Source organism: Plantactinospora sp. WMMC1484, assembly GCF_049315195.1.
Classification (GTDB): Bacteria; Actinomycetota; Actinomycetes; order Mycobacteriales; family Micromonosporaceae; genus Plantactinospora.
Genome location: NZ_CP186055.1, coordinates 5958601 through 5978777 on the forward strand (window position 1 = coordinate 5958601; position 20177 = coordinate 5978777).

12 protein-coding genes and 1 pseudogene are annotated in these 20177 nt (G+C 72.8%); 6 read left to right on the forward strand and 7 right to left on the reverse strand.

Going from position 1 to position 20177, the window contains the following annotated elements:
• Positions 1 to 37: 37 nt before the first annotated feature.
• Genes ACN28C_RS25810 through ACN28C_RS25820 form a run of 3 tightly spaced genes read left to right on the forward strand, consistent with a single transcriptional unit; the run spans position 38 to position 4719 of the window.
• A complete protein-coding gene (locus tag ACN28C_RS25810; RefSeq protein ID WP_422770120.1) occupies positions 38 to 1033 on the forward strand; it encodes an AAA family ATPase in 996 nt (331 codons plus the stop codon).
• 36 nt (positions 1034 to 1069) lie between these two features.
• Complete coding sequence (locus ACN28C_RS25815) at positions 1070 to 2224, forward strand: DUF58 domain-containing protein (RefSeq protein WP_422770121.1); 1155 nt, start codon at positions 1070 to 1072, stop codon at positions 2222 to 2224.
• 41 nt (positions 2225 to 2265) lie between these two features.
• Positions 2266 to 4719: a transglutaminaseTgpA domain-containing protein gene (locus tag ACN28C_RS25820; RefSeq protein ID WP_422774804.1), complete on the forward strand. Its 2454-nt coding sequence runs from the start codon at positions 2266 to 2268 to the stop codon at positions 4717 to 4719.
• 227 nt (positions 4720 to 4946) lie between these two features.
• Here the strand turns inward: ACN28C_RS25820 and ACN28C_RS25825 are convergent.
• A pseudogene (locus ACN28C_RS25825) lies at positions 4947 to 5900 on the reverse strand (LLM class F420-dependent oxidoreductase); the annotation flags it as partial.
• 109 nt (positions 5901 to 6009) lie between these two features.
• On the opposite strand from ACN28C_RS25825, the gene ACN28C_RS25830 reads away from it, so the two are divergent.
• Positions 6010 to 6846, forward strand: a complete 837-nt coding sequence (locus ACN28C_RS25830; protein ID WP_422770122.1) for a DUF1028 domain-containing protein — start codon at positions 6010 to 6012, stop codon at positions 6844 to 6846.
• Positions 6847 to 6953: 107 nt separating this feature from the next.
• On the opposite strand, the gene ACN28C_RS25835 is transcribed toward ACN28C_RS25830, so the two are convergent.
• From ACN28C_RS25835 to ACN28C_RS25845, 3 genes are all read right to left on the reverse strand, one after another.
• The gene (locus tag ACN28C_RS25835; RefSeq protein WP_422770123.1) at positions 6954 to 7661 is read right to left on the reverse strand and encodes a maleylpyruvate isomerase N-terminal domain-containing protein; all 708 of its coding nucleotides are present in this window, start codon (positions 7659 to 7661) and stop codon (positions 6954 to 6956) included.
• Positions 7662 to 7689: 28 nt separating this feature from the next.
• Complete coding sequence (locus ACN28C_RS25840) at positions 7690 to 8595, reverse strand: phosphatase PAP2 family protein (RefSeq protein ID WP_422770124.1); 906 nt, start codon at positions 8593 to 8595, stop codon at positions 7690 to 7692.
• Between the two features lie 413 nt (positions 8596 to 9008).
• Positions 9009 to 11918 carry a glycoside hydrolase family 48 protein gene (locus ACN28C_RS25845; protein ID WP_422770125.1) on the reverse strand — a complete coding sequence of 970 codons (2910 nt, stop codon included), beginning with the start codon at positions 11916 to 11918 and terminating at the stop codon, positions 9009 to 9011.
• Between the two features lie 1064 nt (positions 11919 to 12982).
• On the opposite strand from ACN28C_RS25845, the gene ACN28C_RS25850 reads away from it, so the two are divergent.
• Positions 12983 to 14482 (forward strand): GH1 family beta-glucosidase, encoded by a 1500-nt coding sequence (locus ACN28C_RS25850; protein ID WP_422770126.1) that lies wholly within the window; start codon positions 12983 to 12985, stop codon positions 14480 to 14482.
• 11 nt (positions 14483 to 14493) lie between these two features.
• Entirely contained in the window at positions 14494 to 15513 is a 1020-nt protein-coding gene (locus ACN28C_RS25855) for a phosphotransferase family protein (protein WP_422770127.1), read from the forward strand.
• A gap of 80 nt (positions 15514 to 15593) precedes the next feature.
• On the opposite strand, the gene ACN28C_RS25860 is transcribed toward ACN28C_RS25855, so the two are convergent.
• From ACN28C_RS25860 to ACN28C_RS25870, 3 genes are all read right to left on the reverse strand, one after another.
• Complete coding sequence (locus ACN28C_RS25860) at positions 15594 to 16016, reverse strand: roadblock/LC7 domain-containing protein (protein ID WP_130462551.1); 423 nt, start codon at positions 16014 to 16016, stop codon at positions 15594 to 15596.
• Positions 16013 to 18595 carry a nitrate- and nitrite sensing domain-containing protein gene (locus ACN28C_RS25865; RefSeq protein ID WP_422770128.1) on the reverse strand — a complete coding sequence of 861 codons (2583 nt, stop codon included), beginning with the start codon at positions 18593 to 18595 and terminating at the stop codon, positions 16013 to 16015. Before ACN28C_RS25865 ends, ACN28C_RS25860 begins: the two co-directional genes overlap by 4 nt.
• Positions 18596 to 18691: 96 nt before the next feature.
• Positions 18692 to 20104 carry an FGGY family carbohydrate kinase gene (locus ACN28C_RS25870; protein WP_422770129.1) on the reverse strand — a complete coding sequence of 471 codons (1413 nt, stop codon included), beginning with the start codon at positions 20102 to 20104 and terminating at the stop codon, positions 18692 to 18694.
• Positions 20105 to 20177 lie beyond the last annotated feature (73 nt).

Sequence of the window (20177 nt, forward strand, 5' to 3'; positions counted from 1 at the left end):
CAGAGGCACCTCCGGCACCACAGGGAGCAGCACGACCGTGAACACCCACGAGCCGCTCACGCCGCAGCATGTGCAGGGCTTCGCCAGCCTGGCCGCCCGGATCGCCGACAACATCAACTCGGTGGTGCTGGGTAAGCCGCACGTGGTCCGGCTGGCGCTCACCGCGCTCTTCGCCCAGGGCCACGTCCTGTTGGAGGACGTCCCCGGGGTCGGCAAGACCACCCTGGCCCGGGCGATCGCGGCGACCGTGCACGGCCAGTGGCGGCGCATCCAGTTCACCCCCGACCTGCTCCCCGCCGACGTCTCCGGGGTGACCATCTTCAACCAGGCGAGCCGGGGCTTCGAGTTCCACCCCGGCCCGGTCTTCGCCAATATCGTCATCGCCGACGAGATCAACCGGGCCTCACCGAAGACCCAGTCGGCGCTGCTGGAGGTGATGGAGGAGCGCAACGTCACAGTGGACGGTGTCCGGCACCCGGTGCCCCGGCCGTTCCTGGTGGTCGCCACCCAGAACCCGGTCGAGATGGACGGCACATACCGGCTGCCCGAGGCGCAGCTCGACCGGTTCCTGGTGAAGCTCTCGGTCGGCTACCCCGACGAGCTGGTCGAGATCGAGGTGCTCCGGGGCGCCCCGTTGCGCTCCCCCGAGGCGTTGGAGCCGGTGACCGACACCGCCACCGTCGGGGAGATGGTCCGGATGGCCCAGCAGGTGCACATCGCCGACCCGCTCTACGCGTACGCGGTCCGGCTCGCCTCGGCGACCCGTAACCACCCGCAGGTCCGGGTCGGGGTCAGCCCCCGTGGCGTGATCGCGTTGACCCGGGCCGCCTGCGCGTACGCGCTGATCGACGGGCGCGGTTGGATCATGCCCGAGGATTTGAAGACGCTCGCCGAACCGGTCTTCGCGCACCGGATCCTGCTCTCCCCCGACGCCCAGGTCCGGGGTGTCACCACGATCGAGGTGCTGCACGAGGCGGTCGCGTCGGTCCCGGTGCCGCTCCCCTCGGGGCAGCTCGCCCCGGCCGGCACCTGACCCGAGCACCATGACGAAGACGGCGCACCCGACATCATGACGATCACCTCGCGCGGCGTCGGCCTGCTCGTCGGTGCCGGCATCCTCCTGGTCGCCGGCTTCCGCTTCGGCTATCCCGAGCTCGCCCTGCTCGGCACCGCCGCGGCGATCGCGGTCGGCTGCGCCGCCGGCAACGCCGCCTGGCGGCCCCGGCTCGACGTCACCCGGGTCGCCGACCCCGACCGGGTCGGCCGGGGCGAGCCGGCCAGCATGACCCTGACGGTACGCAACGACGCCCGGCTCCGCTCCGCCAACCTGATCGCCGAGGACCGCTGCGGCAACCGCCCGGTGCCGGTGCCGCTGCTCCGGCTCCGGCCCGGCCGGGACACCACGGTCGGCTATCCGGTCCCCACCTCCCGGCGCGGGGTGATCGCGGTCGGACCGCTGCGGGTCACCGGGCGGGACCCGCTCGGGCTGATCACCGTCGCCCGGTCGCACGGCGACACCGCGCAGGTCTGGGTGCACCCCCGGATCCATCCGCTGACATCGGTGCCGGCCGGGGTGGCCCGGAGCATGGACGGGCGGATCGACAGGGTGCCGCAGGGCTCGATCACCTTCGACTCGCTCCGGGAGTACGTGGTCGGTGACGAGCTCCGGCGGGTGCACTGGCGCACCAGCGCCAGGGTCGGCGAGCTGATGGTCAAGGAGCAGCTCGACACCAGCCTGCCCCGGATCGTCGTCCTGCTGGACAACCGGGCCGGTGCCCATCCGGGGCGGGTCGACGGGGTCGCCGAGACGTTCGAGTCGGCCTGCGAGGCGGCCGCCTCGGTCGTGGTGGCCGCCCGCCGGGAGGAGCTGCCGGTGACCCTGCTGCTGGTCGCCGACCGCGACGGCTCCGGGGAGTTCCTGGACCGGCTCGCCGCCGCCGACCTGGTACGCGGGCCGCAGGGCACCGACGGCGACCCGCTGCGCACCGCGACCCTGCGGCTGCGGCAGGAACGGCTCGGCGACACCCTGGTCTTCCTCACCGGTCCCGGCGCCGCCGCCGACCTCGGTTACGTCGGCGCGCTGCGGCCGGCGTACCCGTCGGTGGTCGCCGGGGTCTTCGGGGCCGGCGGCCAGACCCCGGCCGGCGCCGCCGGACTGGTCGTGATCGACGCGGCCGACGGGGCGGAGTTCGCGGCCGAGTGGGACGGGGTACGCCGGTGGTGAGGGTGCTCCGGGCGCTGCCGGTGCCGCTGGCCCTGGTGGCGATGATCGGCCTGGCCGGCGTGGTGCTCGGCGGGGTGTACGCCGATCCCCTGGCGAGCCGGCTCGTCCTCGGCGCGGCGGTCGGTTCCGTCGGGGTCAGCCTGGCCGCCCGGCGGCTCCCGTCCTGGCTGGTCGCCCCGCTCTCGGTGCTGGGCCTGCTCGGCTACACCGCCGCCGCGCTCTGGTTCACCGCGCAGCGGGCCGACCTGCCCGGCCCGCTCGGCACCGTGGCGGCGGATGCCGCCCGCAACGGCATCCCCCGGCTGCTCACCGCGCTGATCCCGGTCGAGCCGATGCCGGACACCGTGATCGTGCCGGTCGTCGCCGCCTGGTTGGCCGGGCTCGCCGGTGCCGAGGTCGGGATCCGGGCCGACCGGGTGCTGCTCGGTCTGACCGCCCCCGTCGCCCTGTACGCGGGCGCGCTCTACGTGGTCGGCCCGAACGCCGACTCGACGCCATGGCTGACGGTCGCGTTCGCCGCCGCCGGGGCGGTGGCGCTGGCCGCCGGAGGACGGCCGGCCGGGCCGGGGCGAAGCGGCCCGGCCGATCCGGGCGACGGCCTGGCTCCCGGGGTGCGGGCCGCCCTGCGTGCCCGGACGCTCGCCAGCACCGCGCTCGGCCTGGTCGTGGTGCTCGGGCTCGCCGCGCTGGTCGCCCCGGTGGTGGCCCGACAGGTCGGCACCACCCCTGTCGACCCCCGCCGTTACGTCCAGCCACCGCAGGTGGAGAGCCTCGACGAGAACCCGCTGATCCGGATATCCGGCTGGGCGCTCAACCCCGACCAGAAGCTGCTCGACCTCGTCACCACCGGACCGGGCGCGCCGGTGGCGGCCGGTGCGCCGCCCGGCGGTGCCGCGCCGCCGCCCGACGGCGAGGGCGAGGAACCCACCGACGAGGAGGAGCCCGTTGGCGAGGAGGACGATCCGCGGGCCGGCCGCCGGATCCGGCTCGCCGTGCTCGGCGACTACGACGGGGTGACCTGGCGGGTCGGCGCGACGTACCGGAACGCCGGGCGGGTGCTTCCCGAGCCGGAGCCGCTGCCGGATGCCCGGGTGACGGAGGTCGTGCAGCGGATCACCGTCGACGGTCTGACCGGCCGGCTGCTTCCGGCGGTACCCACCCCGCGCGAGGTGACCGGCGCCCGGGTGGCGTACGACCAGGCGAGCGGGACACTGATCCGGCCGGAGGGGCTGAGCCGAGGGCTGACCTACTCGGTCACCTCGCGGCGGGAGGAGGCCGACTACGGCCTGCTGCCCTCGGCGAGCGTGCCCGCCGGTGCGGAGGTGGCCCGGTTCCTCCGGGTCGAGCCGGGTGCCCCGGAGCAGATGCAGCAGCTCGCCGCCCAGCTCGCCGAGGACAACGGAGCGCCGTACGCCCGCGCCGACGCGATCGCGACCTTTCTCGCCGAGCACTATCGGGTAGTGGCCGACGCGCCCAGCGGGCATGCCTATCCCAACCTCAACTTCTTCCTCTTCGGCCCGGTCAACGGTGGCGGGCAGCGCGGCACCTCGGAACAGTTCGCCGCCGCGTTCGCCGTGCTCGGCAGGATGACCGGGCTGCCCACCCGGGTGGTGGTCGGCTTCCAACCCCCGTCCGGCACCGGGCCGGTACGCGGTGCGGACGCCCTCGCCTGGCCGGAGGTGCTCTTCGACGGGCTCGGCTGGGTGTCGTTCGATCCGCTGCCGAAGCCGAACACCCGACCCAAGCCGGTGGAGCAGGACTTCCGGCCGGAGCCCGAGGATCCGACTCCGCCACCGGAGGAGGCGACGGAGAGCCCGGAGGCCACGCCGAGCACCACCCCCGATGCGCAGTCGGCCCCGCGCCGGGGCACCGGTCCGGGAACTCCGGTCCTGGTCGGGAGCGGCACGGGCGGCCTGCTGCTCCTGCTGACCGGGCTGGCCGCACTGGTCGTCGGGTTGCGTCGGGCCCAGCGGCGCCGCCGGCTCGCCGAGGGGTCGCCCGCACAGCGGATCGCCGGGGCCTGGCGGGAGGTGACCGACGCGCTACGCCTGGCCGGGCGGCCGGTTCCGGAGCACCTGGCGGCCACCGAGGTCGCCGAGCACGCCCGGTCCAGCCTGGACGGCGCGCCCGCACGGCACCCAGGGACGGCACGGCACCCAGGGACGGCACAGCACCCAGGGACGGCACGGCAACAAGGGACGGCACAGCAACCGGGGGCAGGGCGGCGACCCGGAGCAGGGCAGCCGTCCGGGACGGGCCGGGCCGGGCCGGCGTCCGGGTCCCCGGGGCCGCTGCGTCGGTCGGTGCCGACCGTCGACGACCTGGCCACGCTGGTCAACCTGGCCGCGTTCGCCCCGGGCCACGCCACCGACGACCAGGCGCGGCGGGCCGGCGAGCTGGCGGTGGCGTACGCGGCGGAGCTCCGGGCGGGCCGGCCGTGGTGGCGGCGGCTGCTCTGGTCGCTGCATCCCGGCCCGCTCCGCTGGCGGCGCTGACGGGGAGGCAGCGACGGGCCGGTCCGGTCCGGCTTACCGGCAGGGCCGGGTCAAGGCCCACCGGCAGGGCCGGGTCAGGCCACCGGCAGGGCCGCCGGGCCGCCACCGGCAGCCTCCGGCGAACCCGGGCCCGGTCGGCCAGGCAACGCCGGACCGCATCCACCCAGCGACGCCGGGCTCGATCCGCCAGCCGCCGGGCCCGATCCGCCAGCCGGAGCGGTCGCCGGTCCGAGCTGGGCGATCATCGTGGTCAACGCGGCCGCACCACCGGCCGCCAGTTCCGGGGTCGGCAGCAGGGCGAGCACCGGGACGTCCACCCCGGCCGCCACGTATTGCCGCACCCGCGTCCGGCAGACCTCGGGACTGCCGTGCACGACGAGGGCGTCGACCAGTTCCTCCGGGACCAGGTCACCGGCACCCCGGCGGTCGCCGGCCGCCCATGCCCGCCACATCGGGGCGATCAGCGGCTCCCGGCCGAGCCAGCGGTGGAACTCCGCGTACGCCGGCACGGTCAGGTAGGTGGCGATCAGGCGCCGGGCGAGCTTCCGGGCGTACCCGGCGTCCTCGGTCGGACAGACGAAGATCCTGGCCACCACCTCGAAACCGGGGCGGCGCTCCCCCAGTGCGGCGAGCACCGTCGGCACGTCGCCGTCGGTGAGCCAGTTGAGGATGGTTCCGTCGGCCTCCGCACCGGCCAGCCGCAGCATCCGGGGGCGCAGCGCGGCGAGCAGGATCGGCGGTGGCACGGCCGGCGGACGCTCCAACCGGAACCGCCGCACCGTGAACGTGTCGTAGACCTCGTCGACCACCTCGCCACGGAGTGCCGCGCGCAGGAAGCGCAGGACATCCCGGGTACGCCGGAACGGCTCCTCGAATCGGGTCGCGTTCCACTCCTGCACCAGTACCGCCGAGGAGGCGCCGATCCCGAGCGAGAACCGGCCCGGCGCGGCTTCGGCCAGCGCGGCGGCGCTCATCGCCAGCAGCCCGGGTCCCCGGGTGAAGACCGGGGCGACGGCGGTGCCCAACCGCAGTGCCGGCTGCCAGGCGGCGAGTGCCAGCGGGGTGAAGGCGTCGCTGCCGGCCACCTCGGCGGACCACAGATCGGTGAAGCCCGCCCCGGCGAGTGCGGCGTAGATCGCGTCGTGCCCGTCGAGCGGCACAGCGCTCAGCGGCACCGTCATCCCCCAGCGTGTCGTCATCGGATCGATGGTGCCCGCTTGATCGCACCCGGGCAACAGCATCGTCGGATCGCACCGGGAGCCGCATGGCCAGATCTTGTAGCCTCGCCGGGTGACCTTCTCGATCGTGGCGCGATCCGACGACGGCCGGCTGCACGGTGTCGCGGTCGCGAGCAAGTTCCTCGCGGTCGGTGCCCTGGTGCCGGCCGCCGAGGCGGAGGTGGGTGCCCTGGCCACCCAGGCGCGGGCCAACCTGGCCTACCGGCCGCAGGGGCTCGCCTTCCTGCGCACCGGCCTGGCTGCGGGGGACGTGCTGGCCGGACTGGTCGCGGCCGATCCGGAACGGGCGCAGCGGCAGATCGGGACGGTCGACGCGGCCGGTGCGGGTGCCACGTACACCGGCGCCGAGTGCCACGACTGGGCGGGCGGGCAGGCCGGCGCCGGATGGGCGGTGCAGGGCAACATCCTGGCCGGCCCGGAGGTCGTCGACGAGATGCGGGACGCCTGGCTGGCCGGTGCGGGCCGGCGCTTTCCGGATCGGCTGCTCGACGCGCTCCGGGCCGGTGACCTGGCCGGTGGCGACCGGCGGGGTCGGCAGAGCGCCGCGCTGCTGGTCGTCGGCCGTGGCGGTGGGTACGGCGGCGGCAGCGACGTGGTGGTGGACCTGAGGGTCGACGACCACCCCGACCCGGTGACCGAGCTGGCCCGGCTGCTGGAGGTGCACCGGATGCTCTTCGAGCGGCCCGACCCGGAGACGCTGCTGGATCTGAGTGGTGAGCTGGCCGACGAGGTGTCCCGGCTGCTCGCCGGGCTGGGCTATCCGGAGGAGGAGGGTGCCGGGTTGGACGCCCGGCTCGCCGCCTGGGCCGGCGTGGAGAACCTGGAGGAGCGGCTGGCACCGGCACGGATCGATCCGGTGGTGCTGTCGGCGCTGCGTGCCCGGTTCTGACGGGCCGCCCGTCCCGGGGGCGGCCCGCATACCCGCGGTCAGCCAGGCGGGCCTCAGTGCATCGATCAGCCGAGCGTGGGCCGGTCAGCCGAGCGTGACTCCACCGGTCAGCCGAGCGTGAGCCAGCGCACGCCGCGCCGCTCGATCTCGGTCCGCTCCCGCGCGGTGAGCGGCTGCCGGCCGGTGGCCTTGGCGACCAGGGTCAGCCGGTCCCAGTGCAGGTCGGCGGCGAGCCCGTCGCCCGCCGGACCGGCGGACCGGGTCAGCAGTCCGGCGACGAGTTCGGCGGCCGGTGCGGTCAGCCAGGGCGGACGATCGAGGGCAGCCGCCAGGTCCAGCCCGTGCACCCCCAGCTCCACCACCCGGGTCGCCAGGAAATCCTCCAGGGTCATCGGGTCGCCGTGCCGGGTCCTTACCAACCGGCCCGGCGGCGCCGCGCAGGTGGCGTCGTAGGCGGCACGCCAGGTGGCCGCGAAGTTCTCGGCCAGTTTCCGGCCGCTGCCGAAGCCCGCCCCCTCCCGGCGCGCCGTGTCGATCCGGGCCCGGTCGATCTCGGGGGCGAACTTCGTCGGGCCGAAGTATCCGGCGGCGTCGACCCGCGCGCGAGGTGGTGCCGGCTCGGCGAGCATCCCGAGCACCCGACCTGCTCCGGTGTCGACGTGCGCCACGAGGTCGCGCACGCTCCAGGGTGGACAAGGGGTCGGTCGCGCGAAGTCCGGCTCGGTCAGCTCGGCCAGCACCTCCGCGAGGCGGGCGGCCTCGCCCCGGAACACCTCGCCGGTGGCCCCGCTCCGGACGGTCCCGTCGATCCGCACCGCACCAGGTTAGCCGGCGAGCGGCACGTCAGTCCCCGGTCGGCACGGCGCCCCGACCGGTGTGTCGGGGCACCACCCGGTGCAGGGTGAGCAGCACCAGTGCGGTCACCAGGGCCGCGGTGCCGGCGATCCCCGCCGCACTGCCTCCGTACGCGACCAGGAGCTGGCGCCGGTCGAAGTCGGAGATCGGCGTCGCGCGCATCCCGTCGGTCCAGCCGAGCGCGACCGCGGCCACCAGCAGCAGTCCCAGGCCGGCCACGGCCAGCACCGCCGTGACCTGGTGGTTCCCGTCCTCGGAGGCGACCTGGGCCGTGTCGCGCTGGGTGAGCAGCAGCACCAGACTGGCCGCCGACGCCCAGGCGCCGACCACCAGCAACGCCGCAACGGCGTCGCTGGGCCGGTGCCAGCCTGCCGACATGGTCCCGACGCCGGCCGCTGCGGCGTATCCGGCGCCGACCAGCGCACCCCAGCCCCGTACCCGGGGTGGTAGCACCATGACCAGCGCGATCGCCACCGAGGCGGCCACCGTGGTGTGCCCGCTGGGCAGGCTGTTGCCCGCCGCCTCCCGGGCCTCGTCGACATCGAAGTCGGGCCGCTCGATAAAGAACTTGAGCGCCTGCGTGCTGATGTTCGCGCCCACGATCAGCAGGACGGTCACCACGGCGAGGGTGATCCTGACCCGGATCAGCGCGATGAAGCCGATCACCGCCGTGGCGACCAGCAGCGAGAGCAGGGAGACGGCGTTCAGCACGCCGCCGACGATGCCCTCGATCCGGCGCTGCCCGATCGAGTTGCCCGTCAGGGCGATCGTGTCGAGGAGTTGGCCCTGCTCGGTGCCGACCGCGAACCGCCAGACGACCACGAATGCGAGTATCTGCGCGGCGGTCAGGAGGACCAACCAGGACGCAGTCAGGATGACGCTTCGGCCACGCACGCCGGACACCGTATCGGACGCACCCGGGATAGTTGACGCGGCACCACCGTCAGACGGTGGGCGGGAGAAGACAAGAAGCGGGAGGGGCCGCCACGGGGGAAGCGGCCCCTCCCACTACCGCAAGGATACTCCGGATTGACTTCCGGGGCACCCCGGGGCTGACTGAAAACTCAGTTCCTTACCGGGCCGCGCCACGAAGATTCCCGCCATACGGCGGGCTCCGGTTGGCGGAGTCCGGACACGGGCCGGGCGGGCGGCACCGGATGGTGCCGCCCGCCCGGAGGACGCTGGTTGCCGCCCCCGTCGTCGCGGGAAAGGGAGTGGCGGGCCGGCCGGATCGCTGCGTTGGCCAATCCGGCCGACCCGCCACGGTTGGCCTGACCGTGGGAATCAGGCCCGCTCGGTGACCGGGATCAGCCGATCAGCCGGTCGTAGTCGTGCAACGCCATCGCCACGTCGATCTGCGCCCAGAAGCGGTGGTAGGTGAACGTCGGCACCGCGCCGCCGTTCAGGTACGACTCCACCTTCGGCCAGTCCGGGTCGTCCTCGAGGAACGAGCGGATGCTGAGGAACGTGGAGTTGGAGTTGATCGGGTCGCCGTTCGGCATGGTGCCGGTGAAGCCGGACGGGATGTAGAGACCCTGGCCGGTGCTGGCGTTGTAGGTGTCGTCGAAGCGGTTGTAGTCCGCCTTGGTCTCCGGCACCGCGACGCCCAGGTTGTCCTTGTGCTGGAGGACCGCGTCGAGCAGCGCCTTCGCGGTCGTCTTGGCCGCCGCGTGGTTGGCCTTGGCACCGTAGTAGATCAGCGTGCGCGCGTAGGCGCCCGCCACACCGACGTCCTGGGTGTGGTCGACCACCGAGACCCGCAGGTTGCTGTTGTTCACCGAGGTGGTGCCGGAGGTCCAGTTGCCACCCGGCTGGCCGCTCCAGCTCAGCGTGGACGGGATCTGGTAGTTGGCACCGTTCACGGTGGTGTTGGCGATGGCCCAGTTGACCCACTTGTCGAGCAGCGCCTTGGCCCGCGCGTCACCACTCTCGTGGTAGTACTCCGCGACCCGCTCCATGCTCCACGCCTGGAAGCCGAACCACTGGTTCGACGGCGGGTCGTGGTAGACCGGCTTGACGTCGTACACCATGCCGTAGAAGGTCGGCACACCCGACGGGCGGGCGCTGTAGTCGCCGTTCCAGCTGTTGGTCGCGCCACCGGCGATCGCACCGTCGGCCGACTGCAGCCAGGTGTAGAAGTCGATCTGCCGGGTGAGGCTGGTCGCCCAGTCGGTCCGCGCGGTCGGCGACCGCGGGATCAACTCGGAGACCGTGGAGAGGGCGTACGCGGCGAACGGGTTCTGGTAGCCGCCGTGGTTGTGGCTGGAGCCGATCCGCCAGGACCAGCTGCTGCTGCCACCCTGCGAGCCGCCCCAGGCGTAGTACCAGGAGAGCAGGTAGGCGGCGCTGTTCTTGCCGGTGCCGGCCGCACAGGACGGCGAGGCGCACCCGGGCTGCTTGAAGTACTTGTCGTACATCGCGTAGCGCAGGTAGTCACCCATCTTGGCGGCGTTGGCGATGGTGGCCGAGATCTGGCCCTCCGCGCCCTGCTCCTTGGCCCACTTCAGCGCCCAGTAGGCGGCCTGCACGGCCCGGGCGTCGGCGTCGGGAGCGTTGGTGTAACGCCACTGCTGGGCGTAGGAGGAGTCACCGATGAAGATCGGCAGGTAGCCGTTCGGGCCGCCGTGCGCGAAGGTCTCGCAGGAGGGGTGCGGCACGGTCTCGAAGACCGACTCCTGCGGACCGCGCTGGTAGGTGTTGATGTACGCCGGCTTGGTGGTGCCGTCGCCGCACCTGCCGTAGCCGTAGACGTTGTCCACATCGAGCAGCCAGTGCATGCCGTACACCCGGCCGCTGTTGTAGGTCGACTGGAGCTCCGCGGCGATCGGATCCTGACCGACCCGGACGCTGGAGTCGAGCTTGCCGCCCTGCTGCGGGTAGAGACTCGGCTGGTTCGCCTCGGGGGCGTAGTCCGCCGGGTCGCTCGCGTTGTAGTTGGACTGGGTCTCGGACGGGATGATGTACCGGTCCATGATCCGCCAGGCCTCGTTGAACGGCCCCCACTCACCGGTGGTCCTGCCGTACATGGCCTCCAGGAAGAGCCAGTAGCTGAACGCCTCGGAGGTGGTCTCGTGACCGTGGTCCGGGGCCTCGACCAGCAGCGTCTCCACGGAGTGGTACGGCACACCCTCGGGGCTGAAGTATCCGCTCGACGGCGCCTTGATCTTCCGGTAGAGCTCCAGGAACTCCTCGCCGTACTCGCCGGCCGGTCCGCCGCCCTCGTCGTCGGTGACCGTCACCTGGGTGGTGCCGGGGGTACGCCCGCTGGCGCTGGCGGTGATGGTCGCGGTGTCGTTGACGTCGTCACTGTCCTGTGCGGCGTTGACCTGGACGTTGACCCCCGTGTTCCAGTTCTGCGGGGTGATCGTCGCGGTGCTGGCGCCCAGCGTCACGTCCGCGTCGCCGGTCTTGGCCAGGCTGACGGTGACGTTGCTGGTCGGCGCGGCGCTGAGCCGGACGTTCAGTGCGGCGTTGCCCCCCTCGGGCACCGTGAGCGTCGCCGGGACCACCACGCTGGCCTGGCTGCTGCCGGTGACGGTGAAGGCGACCTCGTCGACGGCGCTCAGCCCGGCGCTGTCGTACGCGCGGGCCTGGGCGGTGTACGACCCGGCCGGCAGCGCGCTGTTGGTGTAGCTGTACGGCGAGCTGGTGTCGGTGCCGACCAGCATGCCGTTGCGGTAGAACTCGACCCGGTCGACCGGTCCCTCGGCGTCGCTGGCGGTGGCCGAGACGGTGACGTTCGCCGGTGCGGTGAAGCTGGCGCCGTTGGCCGGGCTGGTGATGTCCACGGTGGGCGCCGTGTTCTGGGCACCGTTGCAGGGGTTGCCGTTGATGGTGAACGCGGTCGGGCTGGCGTTGGTCCCCGAGTAGGAGCCGTTGAACCCGATGCTGGTCGAGGCGCCGGTGGCCAGGTTGCCGTTCCAGGAGAGGTTCGTGGCGGTCACGTTCGCGCCGGACTGGGTCCAGTTCGCCGACCAGCCCTGGGTGATCCGCTGGTTGCCGGGGAAGGTGAACCCGAGACTCCAGCTGGTCAACGGGTCGCCGACGTTCCGGATGGTGATGGACGCGCTGAACCCGGAGCCCCAACTGTTGGCGGTGTAGGTGACGTCGCAGCCGGGAGCGGCGTAGGCGGTACCGGGGACGACGGCAACACCTCCGACCACCAGAATGCCGGCGGCGGCCATCGCCACTCGGCGTCTCGCTAACCTCAACTTCATGTCGTGAGTTCTCCTCGCGGACCGGGCCGCGGTGCTGCCGCGGCTGGGGCGCCTGCTGCGCGTCGGTGTGGGGCTGCGCGCTGGTGGGTAGGCGCCGGAATGGTGGTGATCAACCCGTCCCGGACCGGGGGTCGGCGGAGGCCGGAGGAGGCGCCGGACGTGGCGGCTCCGATCGGTGCAGGGGCGCCGTACCGAGGAACTCGGGTGCCCTGGCGGCCCACGATCGCGTCAGCTTGTGGCTCCCTACCGCGATAGTTCGACAGTGTTGCATGGGAGCGCTCCCGCAGCAAGTAGAGCCTGATTGCCGGTCCACTACGTACGGTCGGAAAGGGCACTGACCTGCCCGGAGAGTCGATCGAGCGGACCACGGGACAGTTTCGCCGGCGTTGGCCCGATGTTTCGATCTTATTTTGGGTCTTTCACAAACCCGTGACGCGGGCTACAGTCCAACCAACGTCGATGGGAGCGCTTCCATCGATCGAGGTGTAAGTAGCTTGGATCGCACCACCTGGGGCTGCGAGGTTCCGGCCCGCCGGATCGTACAGACCCCTGTTGGGTGGGCTACGGCAGATCGTAGCTCGCCGACCGCTCAGCCACAGGGCTGACGACGGGCCAGCCCGGACTCCGCCGTCAGCCAGCCACCACCGCTCGGAAGGAGGTGGAACCAGAGCCACTCGCGTGGCCCGGCTCCCGCGCGGCACGCACGACCTGGACGCCAATTCCGCTCGTGCGTGTTTGTAACTCACGGTGGGGACGGGGGTTGCCCTCCCCGTCCCCACACTAAACCCCCGCCAACGACGGGAAAATCGGTCATCGGTACAGCGTCTCGGCGCCGAACCGGTCGATCGGCGGCGTCATCGGCATCACGGACGGCGACCGGCATCGTCGCGACGCGACGAGCGGTCGCCGTGGTCGTGATGCACGTGGGGACGGGCAATGGACGAGGCCCAGACCCGCCATTGCCACCCGAACATCCTCTACGCAATCGCCAGGTGGATCGCTAGGCTCCCCTATGGGAGCGCTCCCGGGCGTCGCGCGGAGGGCCCCACTCACGAGGAGACAGCATGTCCGTACTGACTCGGCGGCATCTGCTGCGCCACGCCGCGTTATCCGCCAGTGCCGTCCCGGCCGGTCGCCTGCCGATGGGCACCGCGACCGCCGGCGTCTCCGGCGCAGCGGCAACGGCCGGCTGCGATGCCGACTCCGAGGCCGACGACGAGCGGCGCACGGCGCCCGAGGCGCAGCTCGGACTCCGCTTTCCGGACGGCTTCGGGTGGGGCGCGGCGACCTCGGCGTACCAGATCGAGGGCGCGGCCAAGGACGACGGACGGGGCGAATCGGTCTGGGACACCTTCAGCCACACCCCCGGCCGGGTCCGCGGCGGCGACACCGGCGACGTGGCCGCCGACCACTACCACCGGTACGTCGAGGACCTGGACCTGATGCATGACCTGGGACTGGGGACATACCGGTTCTCCATCTCCTGGCCCCGGATCCAGGCCGACGGCACCGGCACGCCCAACCAGCGCGGCCTGGACTTCTACCGGCGACTGGTGGACGGCCTGCACGACCGGGGCATCGCCCCGATGGCCACGCTCTTCCACTGGGACCTGCCGCAGGCGCTCCAGGACATCGGCGGCTGGGAATCGCGAGATGTCGCCTACCGCTTCGCCGACTACGCCGAGGCGGTCTTCGAGGCGCTCGGCGCCAGCGTGCCGGTCTGGCTGACCATCAACGAGCCCAAGACGGTGGTGCAGAACGGCTACCTCGGCGGCCACCACGCCCCCGGCCTGCGCGAGCCCGCCGCGGCCTACCTCGTCGCGCACCACCTGCAACTCGCACACGGCCTGGCGGTACGCGCTCTGCGCGCCACCGGCAGCGGCTCGCGGATCGGCCCGGCGCTGAACCTGCACCCCTGCTACCCGGCAGACGACACCCCGGCAGCGGCGGCGGCCACCCGGCTCTACGACGGCTACGAGAACCGGCTCTACCTCGACTCGATCTTCAAGGGCGCCTACCCGGCGGACGTGCTGGACGACCTCGGCCCGGACGACCGGATGGTGCGGGGCATCCGGGACGGCGACCTCGGGATCATCTCCGCGCCGGTGGACCTGCTCGCCGTGCAGTACTACACGCCGATCTACGTCACCGGCGACGGCGGCACGATCACCAGATGGCCGACCTCGGAGGCGAGCTGGCAGCAGATCTTCCCGGACGGGATGTACGACATCCTGACCCGGGTCACCCGGGACTACGGCGACGTGCCGCTCACCATCACCGAGAACGGCCTGCCCACCCCGGACCGGCTCGGCACCGACGGCACGGTGGACGATCCCGGTCGGATCACCTTCCTCCGCGACCACCTCGCCGCCGTGCACCGGGCCATCTCAGACGGCGTGCCGCTGGAGAGCTACCACGTCTGGTCGCTGATGGACAACTTCGAGTGGAACGAGGGGTACGAGCAGCGCTGGGGGCTGATCTACGTCGACTTCCCCACCCAGCGACGAATCCTCAAACGCAGCGCACAGTGGTACCGGCGGGTGATCGCGCAGAACTGCGTCTGATCGTGGAGATCGTGAGTTCCACCAGAAGGCACATCACCGAGGCCGAGCTCCGGTCGCTGGTCCACCGCGGCTTCGGCGACCGGACCGGCATCACCTCCTGGCAGGAACTGACCGGCGGCACCTACAACGCCGCCTACGCGGTCACCCTCGGCGAGAGCACCGAGCTCGTACTCAAGGTCGCACCTCCGCCGGAGCTGAAGCTGCTCAGTCACGAGGTCGACCTGATGCGTACCGAGGTCGACTTCTACCGGCGGGCCGCCCGGGTGGTGAGCGTCGTGCCGGACGTGGTCTACGCCGACTTCGACCGGGACCTGATCGGCACCGACTTCGTCTTCCTCAGCCGGGTGGCCGGGACGGACCTGCAGCACAGCCGCGACGAGCTGACCCCGGCGCAGCTCGCCGCCGTGCGCGGTGAGATCGCCGCACACGCGGCCCGCCTGCACACGGTCACCGGCCCGGCGTACGGCTATCCGCTGCGCGGCAGCCGCAGTTGGCAGCCGTCCTGGCGGGCCGCCTTCGGGGCGATGGTCGACGACATCCTCGCCGACGCCGTCCGGTTGGGCAGCCGGCTACCCGCCCCGCCGGACCGGATCGGCGCGATGATGCGCCGGCACGCCGACCTCCTCGACGACGTACGCCGCCCCGCACTGGTCCACTTCGACCTCTGGGACGGCAACGTCTTCGTCGCCGCCGACCCGTCCGGCACCGTCCGGGTGACCGGCCTGATCGACGGCGAACGGGCCTTCTTCGGCGACCCGCTGGCCGAACTGGTCTCGATGACCCTCTTCCGCGACCTGGCGGCCGAACCGGAGATCCTCGCCGGTTACGCCGCTGCCGGACGCGACCGGATCGAGCTGACGGCGTCGGCCCGCCGCCGGCTCACCCTCTACACGATCTATCTCTATCTCATCATGTGCATCGAGGGCGCCACCCGGGGTTGGGACGGCCCCGAGCGGGCCGGGTACGAACAATGGCTCGCGGAACAGCTCGATGCCCAGCTCGGCCGGCTCGACCGGGTTTCGCCGGCATGAGCGCCCCATGGTCGGCGACTCACTCCGGTGGTCGGCGATCGACGCCACACCGTCGGTACGGCGGCGATCCCGGATACCGGTCAGCGGGGCAGCGCCTGCTGGAGTTCGGCGCGCAACGCCGGGGTCAGCATCTCACCGGCCGCCTTGGCCAGCTTGGCCATCTCGTAACCGACCACGCCGATGTCGGCGTCGTTGGCGGCGAGAGTGGCCAGGATCGAACCGTCCCGGATCTGCATCACCAGAAAATATCCCCGACCCATCTCGACCACCGTCTGCTTGACGATGTCGCCGTCGAACATCTCCGCCGCACCGGTGGTGATGCTGGACAGGCCGGAGGTGACCGCGGCGAGCTTGTCGGCGTGGTCGCGCGGCAGGTGCTCCGAGACCGCGACCAGCAGGCCGTCCGCGGAGACGACGATGGCGTGCGCCACCCCCGGCACCCGTTCGGTGAACCCGCTCACCAACCAGTTCAGATCCCGTGCCTCTTGACTGAGCGTGCTCAATACTTCTCCTCTTCGGTGCGCGCGCCGGCCGGCGCCATCGGTATCACGATCGTGTCCTCCGCCTCGGCCCGCCGTAGCCCACCGTAGTAGCGGGACAGCATGCCGCCCACCTGCTCCGGATCGGGCTCCGGTCGGTGTGCCGACGGCCCGGGCCGGACCGGCTCGGACTTCACCCGCAGCTGGGCCATCGGCACCCGGATCGGCAGTCCGCTGGCGTTGACACCGCCGGTCACCGGCACCGCCGGTGGAGCGTTTCCGGAGGCCGGCGGGGGCGACGGCGCGCTCTCGAGAGCAGGCGGCGCCGGTGCCTGGGCGGGGGCCGCCGTAGCCGCGCCCCGCCCCTGCCGGGACCACCATGTGCTGCCCGGCGCGGAGCCGGCGCCGACGGCCATCCCGAGCACGTCCTCGGCCCGGGTCGGCGTCTCCCGGCGCCCCGCCCGCCGGGAGAGCCCGGCACCTGCGGCCGGCTGCGGGTCGGCCGCCTGGTGCGTGCCGTTCGGGCCGGCCACGGCACCCGCGACGAGCTCCAGCCTCCGCCGTCCCTGCACCTCGCTCGGATCCGGCGCGGGGGCGGCGGCGAGCAGGTTCGCCGGCAGCCGGACCACCGCCACCAGGCCACCCTGCCCGGTGGGAAGCAACCGCACCCGTACGCCCTGCCGGGCGGCGAGGTGGCTGACCACGAAGAGACCCATCCGCTCCGACGCGGCGACGTCGGCGGCGGGTGGTACCGCGAGAATCTCGTTCGCCTGGTCCAGGGCGGTGGGGCTCATGCCCAGACCCTGGTCGACGATCTCCACGAGTACGCTGCCGTCCGGCTGACCGGCGGCGTCGACCCGGACGACGGTGTCGGGCCGGGAGAACGAGGAGGCGTTCTCCAGCAGCTCGGCGAGCAGGTGTACCAGGTCGGCGACGGCGTGCCCGACGACGTGGAACTCGCCGGCGATGCGGTGCCGGATCCGCTGGTACTGCTCGATCTCGGCGACCGCCGCGAGCATCACCGTGGCCAGTTGCACCGGACGGTTCCACCGCCGGGTGGCCTCGGTGCCGGCGAGCACCAGCAGGCTGTCGTCGTTACGCCGCATCCGGGCGGCGAGATGGTCCAGCTTGAAGAGGTTCTCCAGCTGGTCCGGGTCGCTCTCGTCCTGCTCCAGTTCGTCCAGCAGTTCCAACTGCCGCTCGACCAGCACCTGGCTGCGCCGGGCGAGGTTGACGAACATGGCGTTGACCCGGCGACGCATGACCGCCTGCTCCAGCGCCACCGTCACCGCGCTGCGGTGCACCGCCACGAACGCCTCGGCCACGTCGCCGATCTCGTCCATCGACCGGACGTCGGCCGGCGGTACCTCGAACTCGGATGCGACCGGATCCACCGTGCGCAGCCGTTCCAGCGTCTCCGGCAGCTCCACCTGGGCCACCCGCAACGCCTGACCGCGCAGCATCCGCAGCGACCGGGCGATCGAGCGGCCGATGACGATCGATGTCAGCAGCGCGGCCAGCAGCACGGCGAGTACGCCGCCCGCGGTGAGCAGGGTCTGGCGCAACTGCTCCGCGCTGCGCGAGTCGGCCAGGGCGACCGCGTCACCGACCGCACCCTCCTCGACCTGCCGGAGCAGGTCCTGACGCTGCTGGCTGACCGTCCACCAGCGGCCCGGTTCGAGCACGGCGGCGGTCCGGTCGCCGGCGGAGAAGGTGCTCTCCTCCAGCCTGAGCGCGGCCACGAAGTTCGGATCGTCCACCGCCCTGTCGTACCGCTCGATCTGCCGGTCGGTGGCGGAGGCCCGGAAGCTGGCGAGCCGGGTGAGCTGCTGTGCCCGCAGGTCGGCCAGCTCCACCACGTCGGTCTGGTTGTAGCGGCCTGCCCGGGCGGCGGCGTAGAGCTGCCCCCGGATCCGTGAGTTGATCTCCTTGACGTTGGCGAACTCGACGTAGCGCAGCACCGCGTCGGTCAGGTCGGGGCGGTCCACCCCGGGCGACGGCTCGGCGAGCAGGACCAGCAGCACCTCGATCGTCCGGTCGTACTCGGCGAGCACCGGCTCGGGGGTCAGCCCGGCCGCCGGGACCGAGGCCCGGATCTCCGGGAGCCGCTCGAGCGCGTCGTCCACCCGGTTGAAGGAGATCCGCCACGATGCCTCGCCCCGGGCCAGCGGCGAGGCCGCCGCGCGGAACCGGTCGATCGCGCTGTCGGCGACGGGGTAGACCTTTTCCAGCGCCGGCAGCGGCCGGCCCGGCTCGACCTGCGGGGACGCGCCGCTGGCGAGCGCCGCCAACTCACCCGCCGTCTGGTCCCGCTCGCGCTGCAACTCGTGCACCAGCGCGCCGATCTCCCGACCCACCCGCACCTGGTCGGCAAACTCGCCGAGCAGGTCGGCCTGGCTCACCAGCGCGCCGGTCTGCGCCCCCGCGAGGACCAGGAACGCGACGGAGGGCACCACGAGGACGGCGCCCAGTTTGGTACGCATCCGCCAGTCCCGCAACCGGAACGGCGACCGGCGGCGGTGTGGCACGATCCGGACGTCGAGCCGGCGCCGGCGGTGACGCGAGACGGCGCCGTGTGACGGGTCCGGGGCAGTAGCCACCATGCCTCCTACCGTCCTCGATGCGGGGGCGCGCCAAGGAGCGGAGCTATTTCAATCTAGGCCCTGACCTGCTGTCAATGATCTGTCAGGCGGAACAGCTCAGGAAGGATACTGCGGGCGATCAGATCTTGTCGCTGTCGCCGACTCGTCCTCATCCGTCCGGCCGATGCGTTCGAGCCCGGACGCACCGTCGAGCCGGCCGATCGCCACCAGCGCGGCACCGACCGCACCGATTTCGGGATTCCGGACGTAGTGCACCTCACGCGGCGCCAGCGCGACCGCGAAGGCGCGCCGCCACCACCGGGACGCGGCGACGGCGCCACCGCCGAGGACGACCTCGACCGACCTGTCCAGGGTGGACTCGATCGCCGCGACGTTCACCGCGACCTGGGCACAGAGCGCGTCCATCAGGCCGGCCAGGATGTCCACCGCGGTGGTGTTGAGCCCGAGCCCGGAAAGTACGCCGGAGCCGGCCGGGGCGAGCCCGGGTGGACGGTCGCCGCCCAGCCGCGGATCGGCCGGTACGCCACCGCCCGGCGGCACCTCGGCCAGGGCACGGTCCAGTTCCGGCCCCTCGGGCAGCCTCATCTCCCGGCGGGCCCAGGCGTAGAGGTTGCCGCCGCCGGAGAAGGCGGCACCGGTGACGACGTGCTCGTGGTCCACCCGGTACCGCCAGAGCTCCTCGGGCAGCGGCGGCAGCTCGGCACCTGGCGGGGCGGGCTGGACCAGCCGGACCGCCGCCGAGGTGCCGACGGTGACCGCCGCCCGCCTGCTGTCGTAGCAGCCCGAGCCGACGTTGGAGGCGGCGCCGTCGCCGCTGGGCAGCGCCCACCGGGCCTCCGCCAGCGCCGGCCAGCGGCGGGCGTACCCGGCCCGGAGCCGGCCGCACCAGTCGGGCGGCGCCAGCGCCGGCAGCTCGGCCGGGCGCACTCCGGCCAGCTCGCACGCCTCCGGATCCCAGTCGACGGTGCGCAGATCCAGCAGGCCGGTGCCGGAGGCCTGGGAGACGGACATGACCGCCTCGTCGAGGAGCGTGTTGAAGACGTACTCGACCAGGCCGGCGAAGTGGATCTTGCCGCCGCCGAACTGCTCCCGCAGCCAGGGCAGCCGTACCGACCAGTAGAAGCGGTGCCACCAGGCACCGGTGCGCCGGTGGAAGTCGTCCGGGTCGGCCGGCCCGGTCATCCCGGCCGGCGCGGTGGGGCGGGTGTCCAACCAGGTCAGCACCGGGCCGAGCGGGGTGCCGGCGGCATCCAGCGGTACCACCGAGTGCCACTGCCCGGAGGCGACCACCAGTCCGACGTCGCGCAGCAGGTCCAGCGCCGCCAGCTCGTCGAGGCACTCCGCGAGCGCGGCGAGGTAGCCCGGCCCGTCCAGCGTGGCCCGGCCGTCGTCGCCGATCGCGACCTCCACCTTCCGCCGGGCCAGCGCATCGGGCAGCGGCCGGGCGGCCTCGTCCAGCACCAGGCCACGCACCGACGACGTGCCCAGGTCGAGCGCGAGAATCCTCATCGCCGGAAACCGTACCCGTTCGGCGGTGCCGACCAGGGCGGGTGCCGGGCGGAGCAGCCGGACGGGCCGCGGT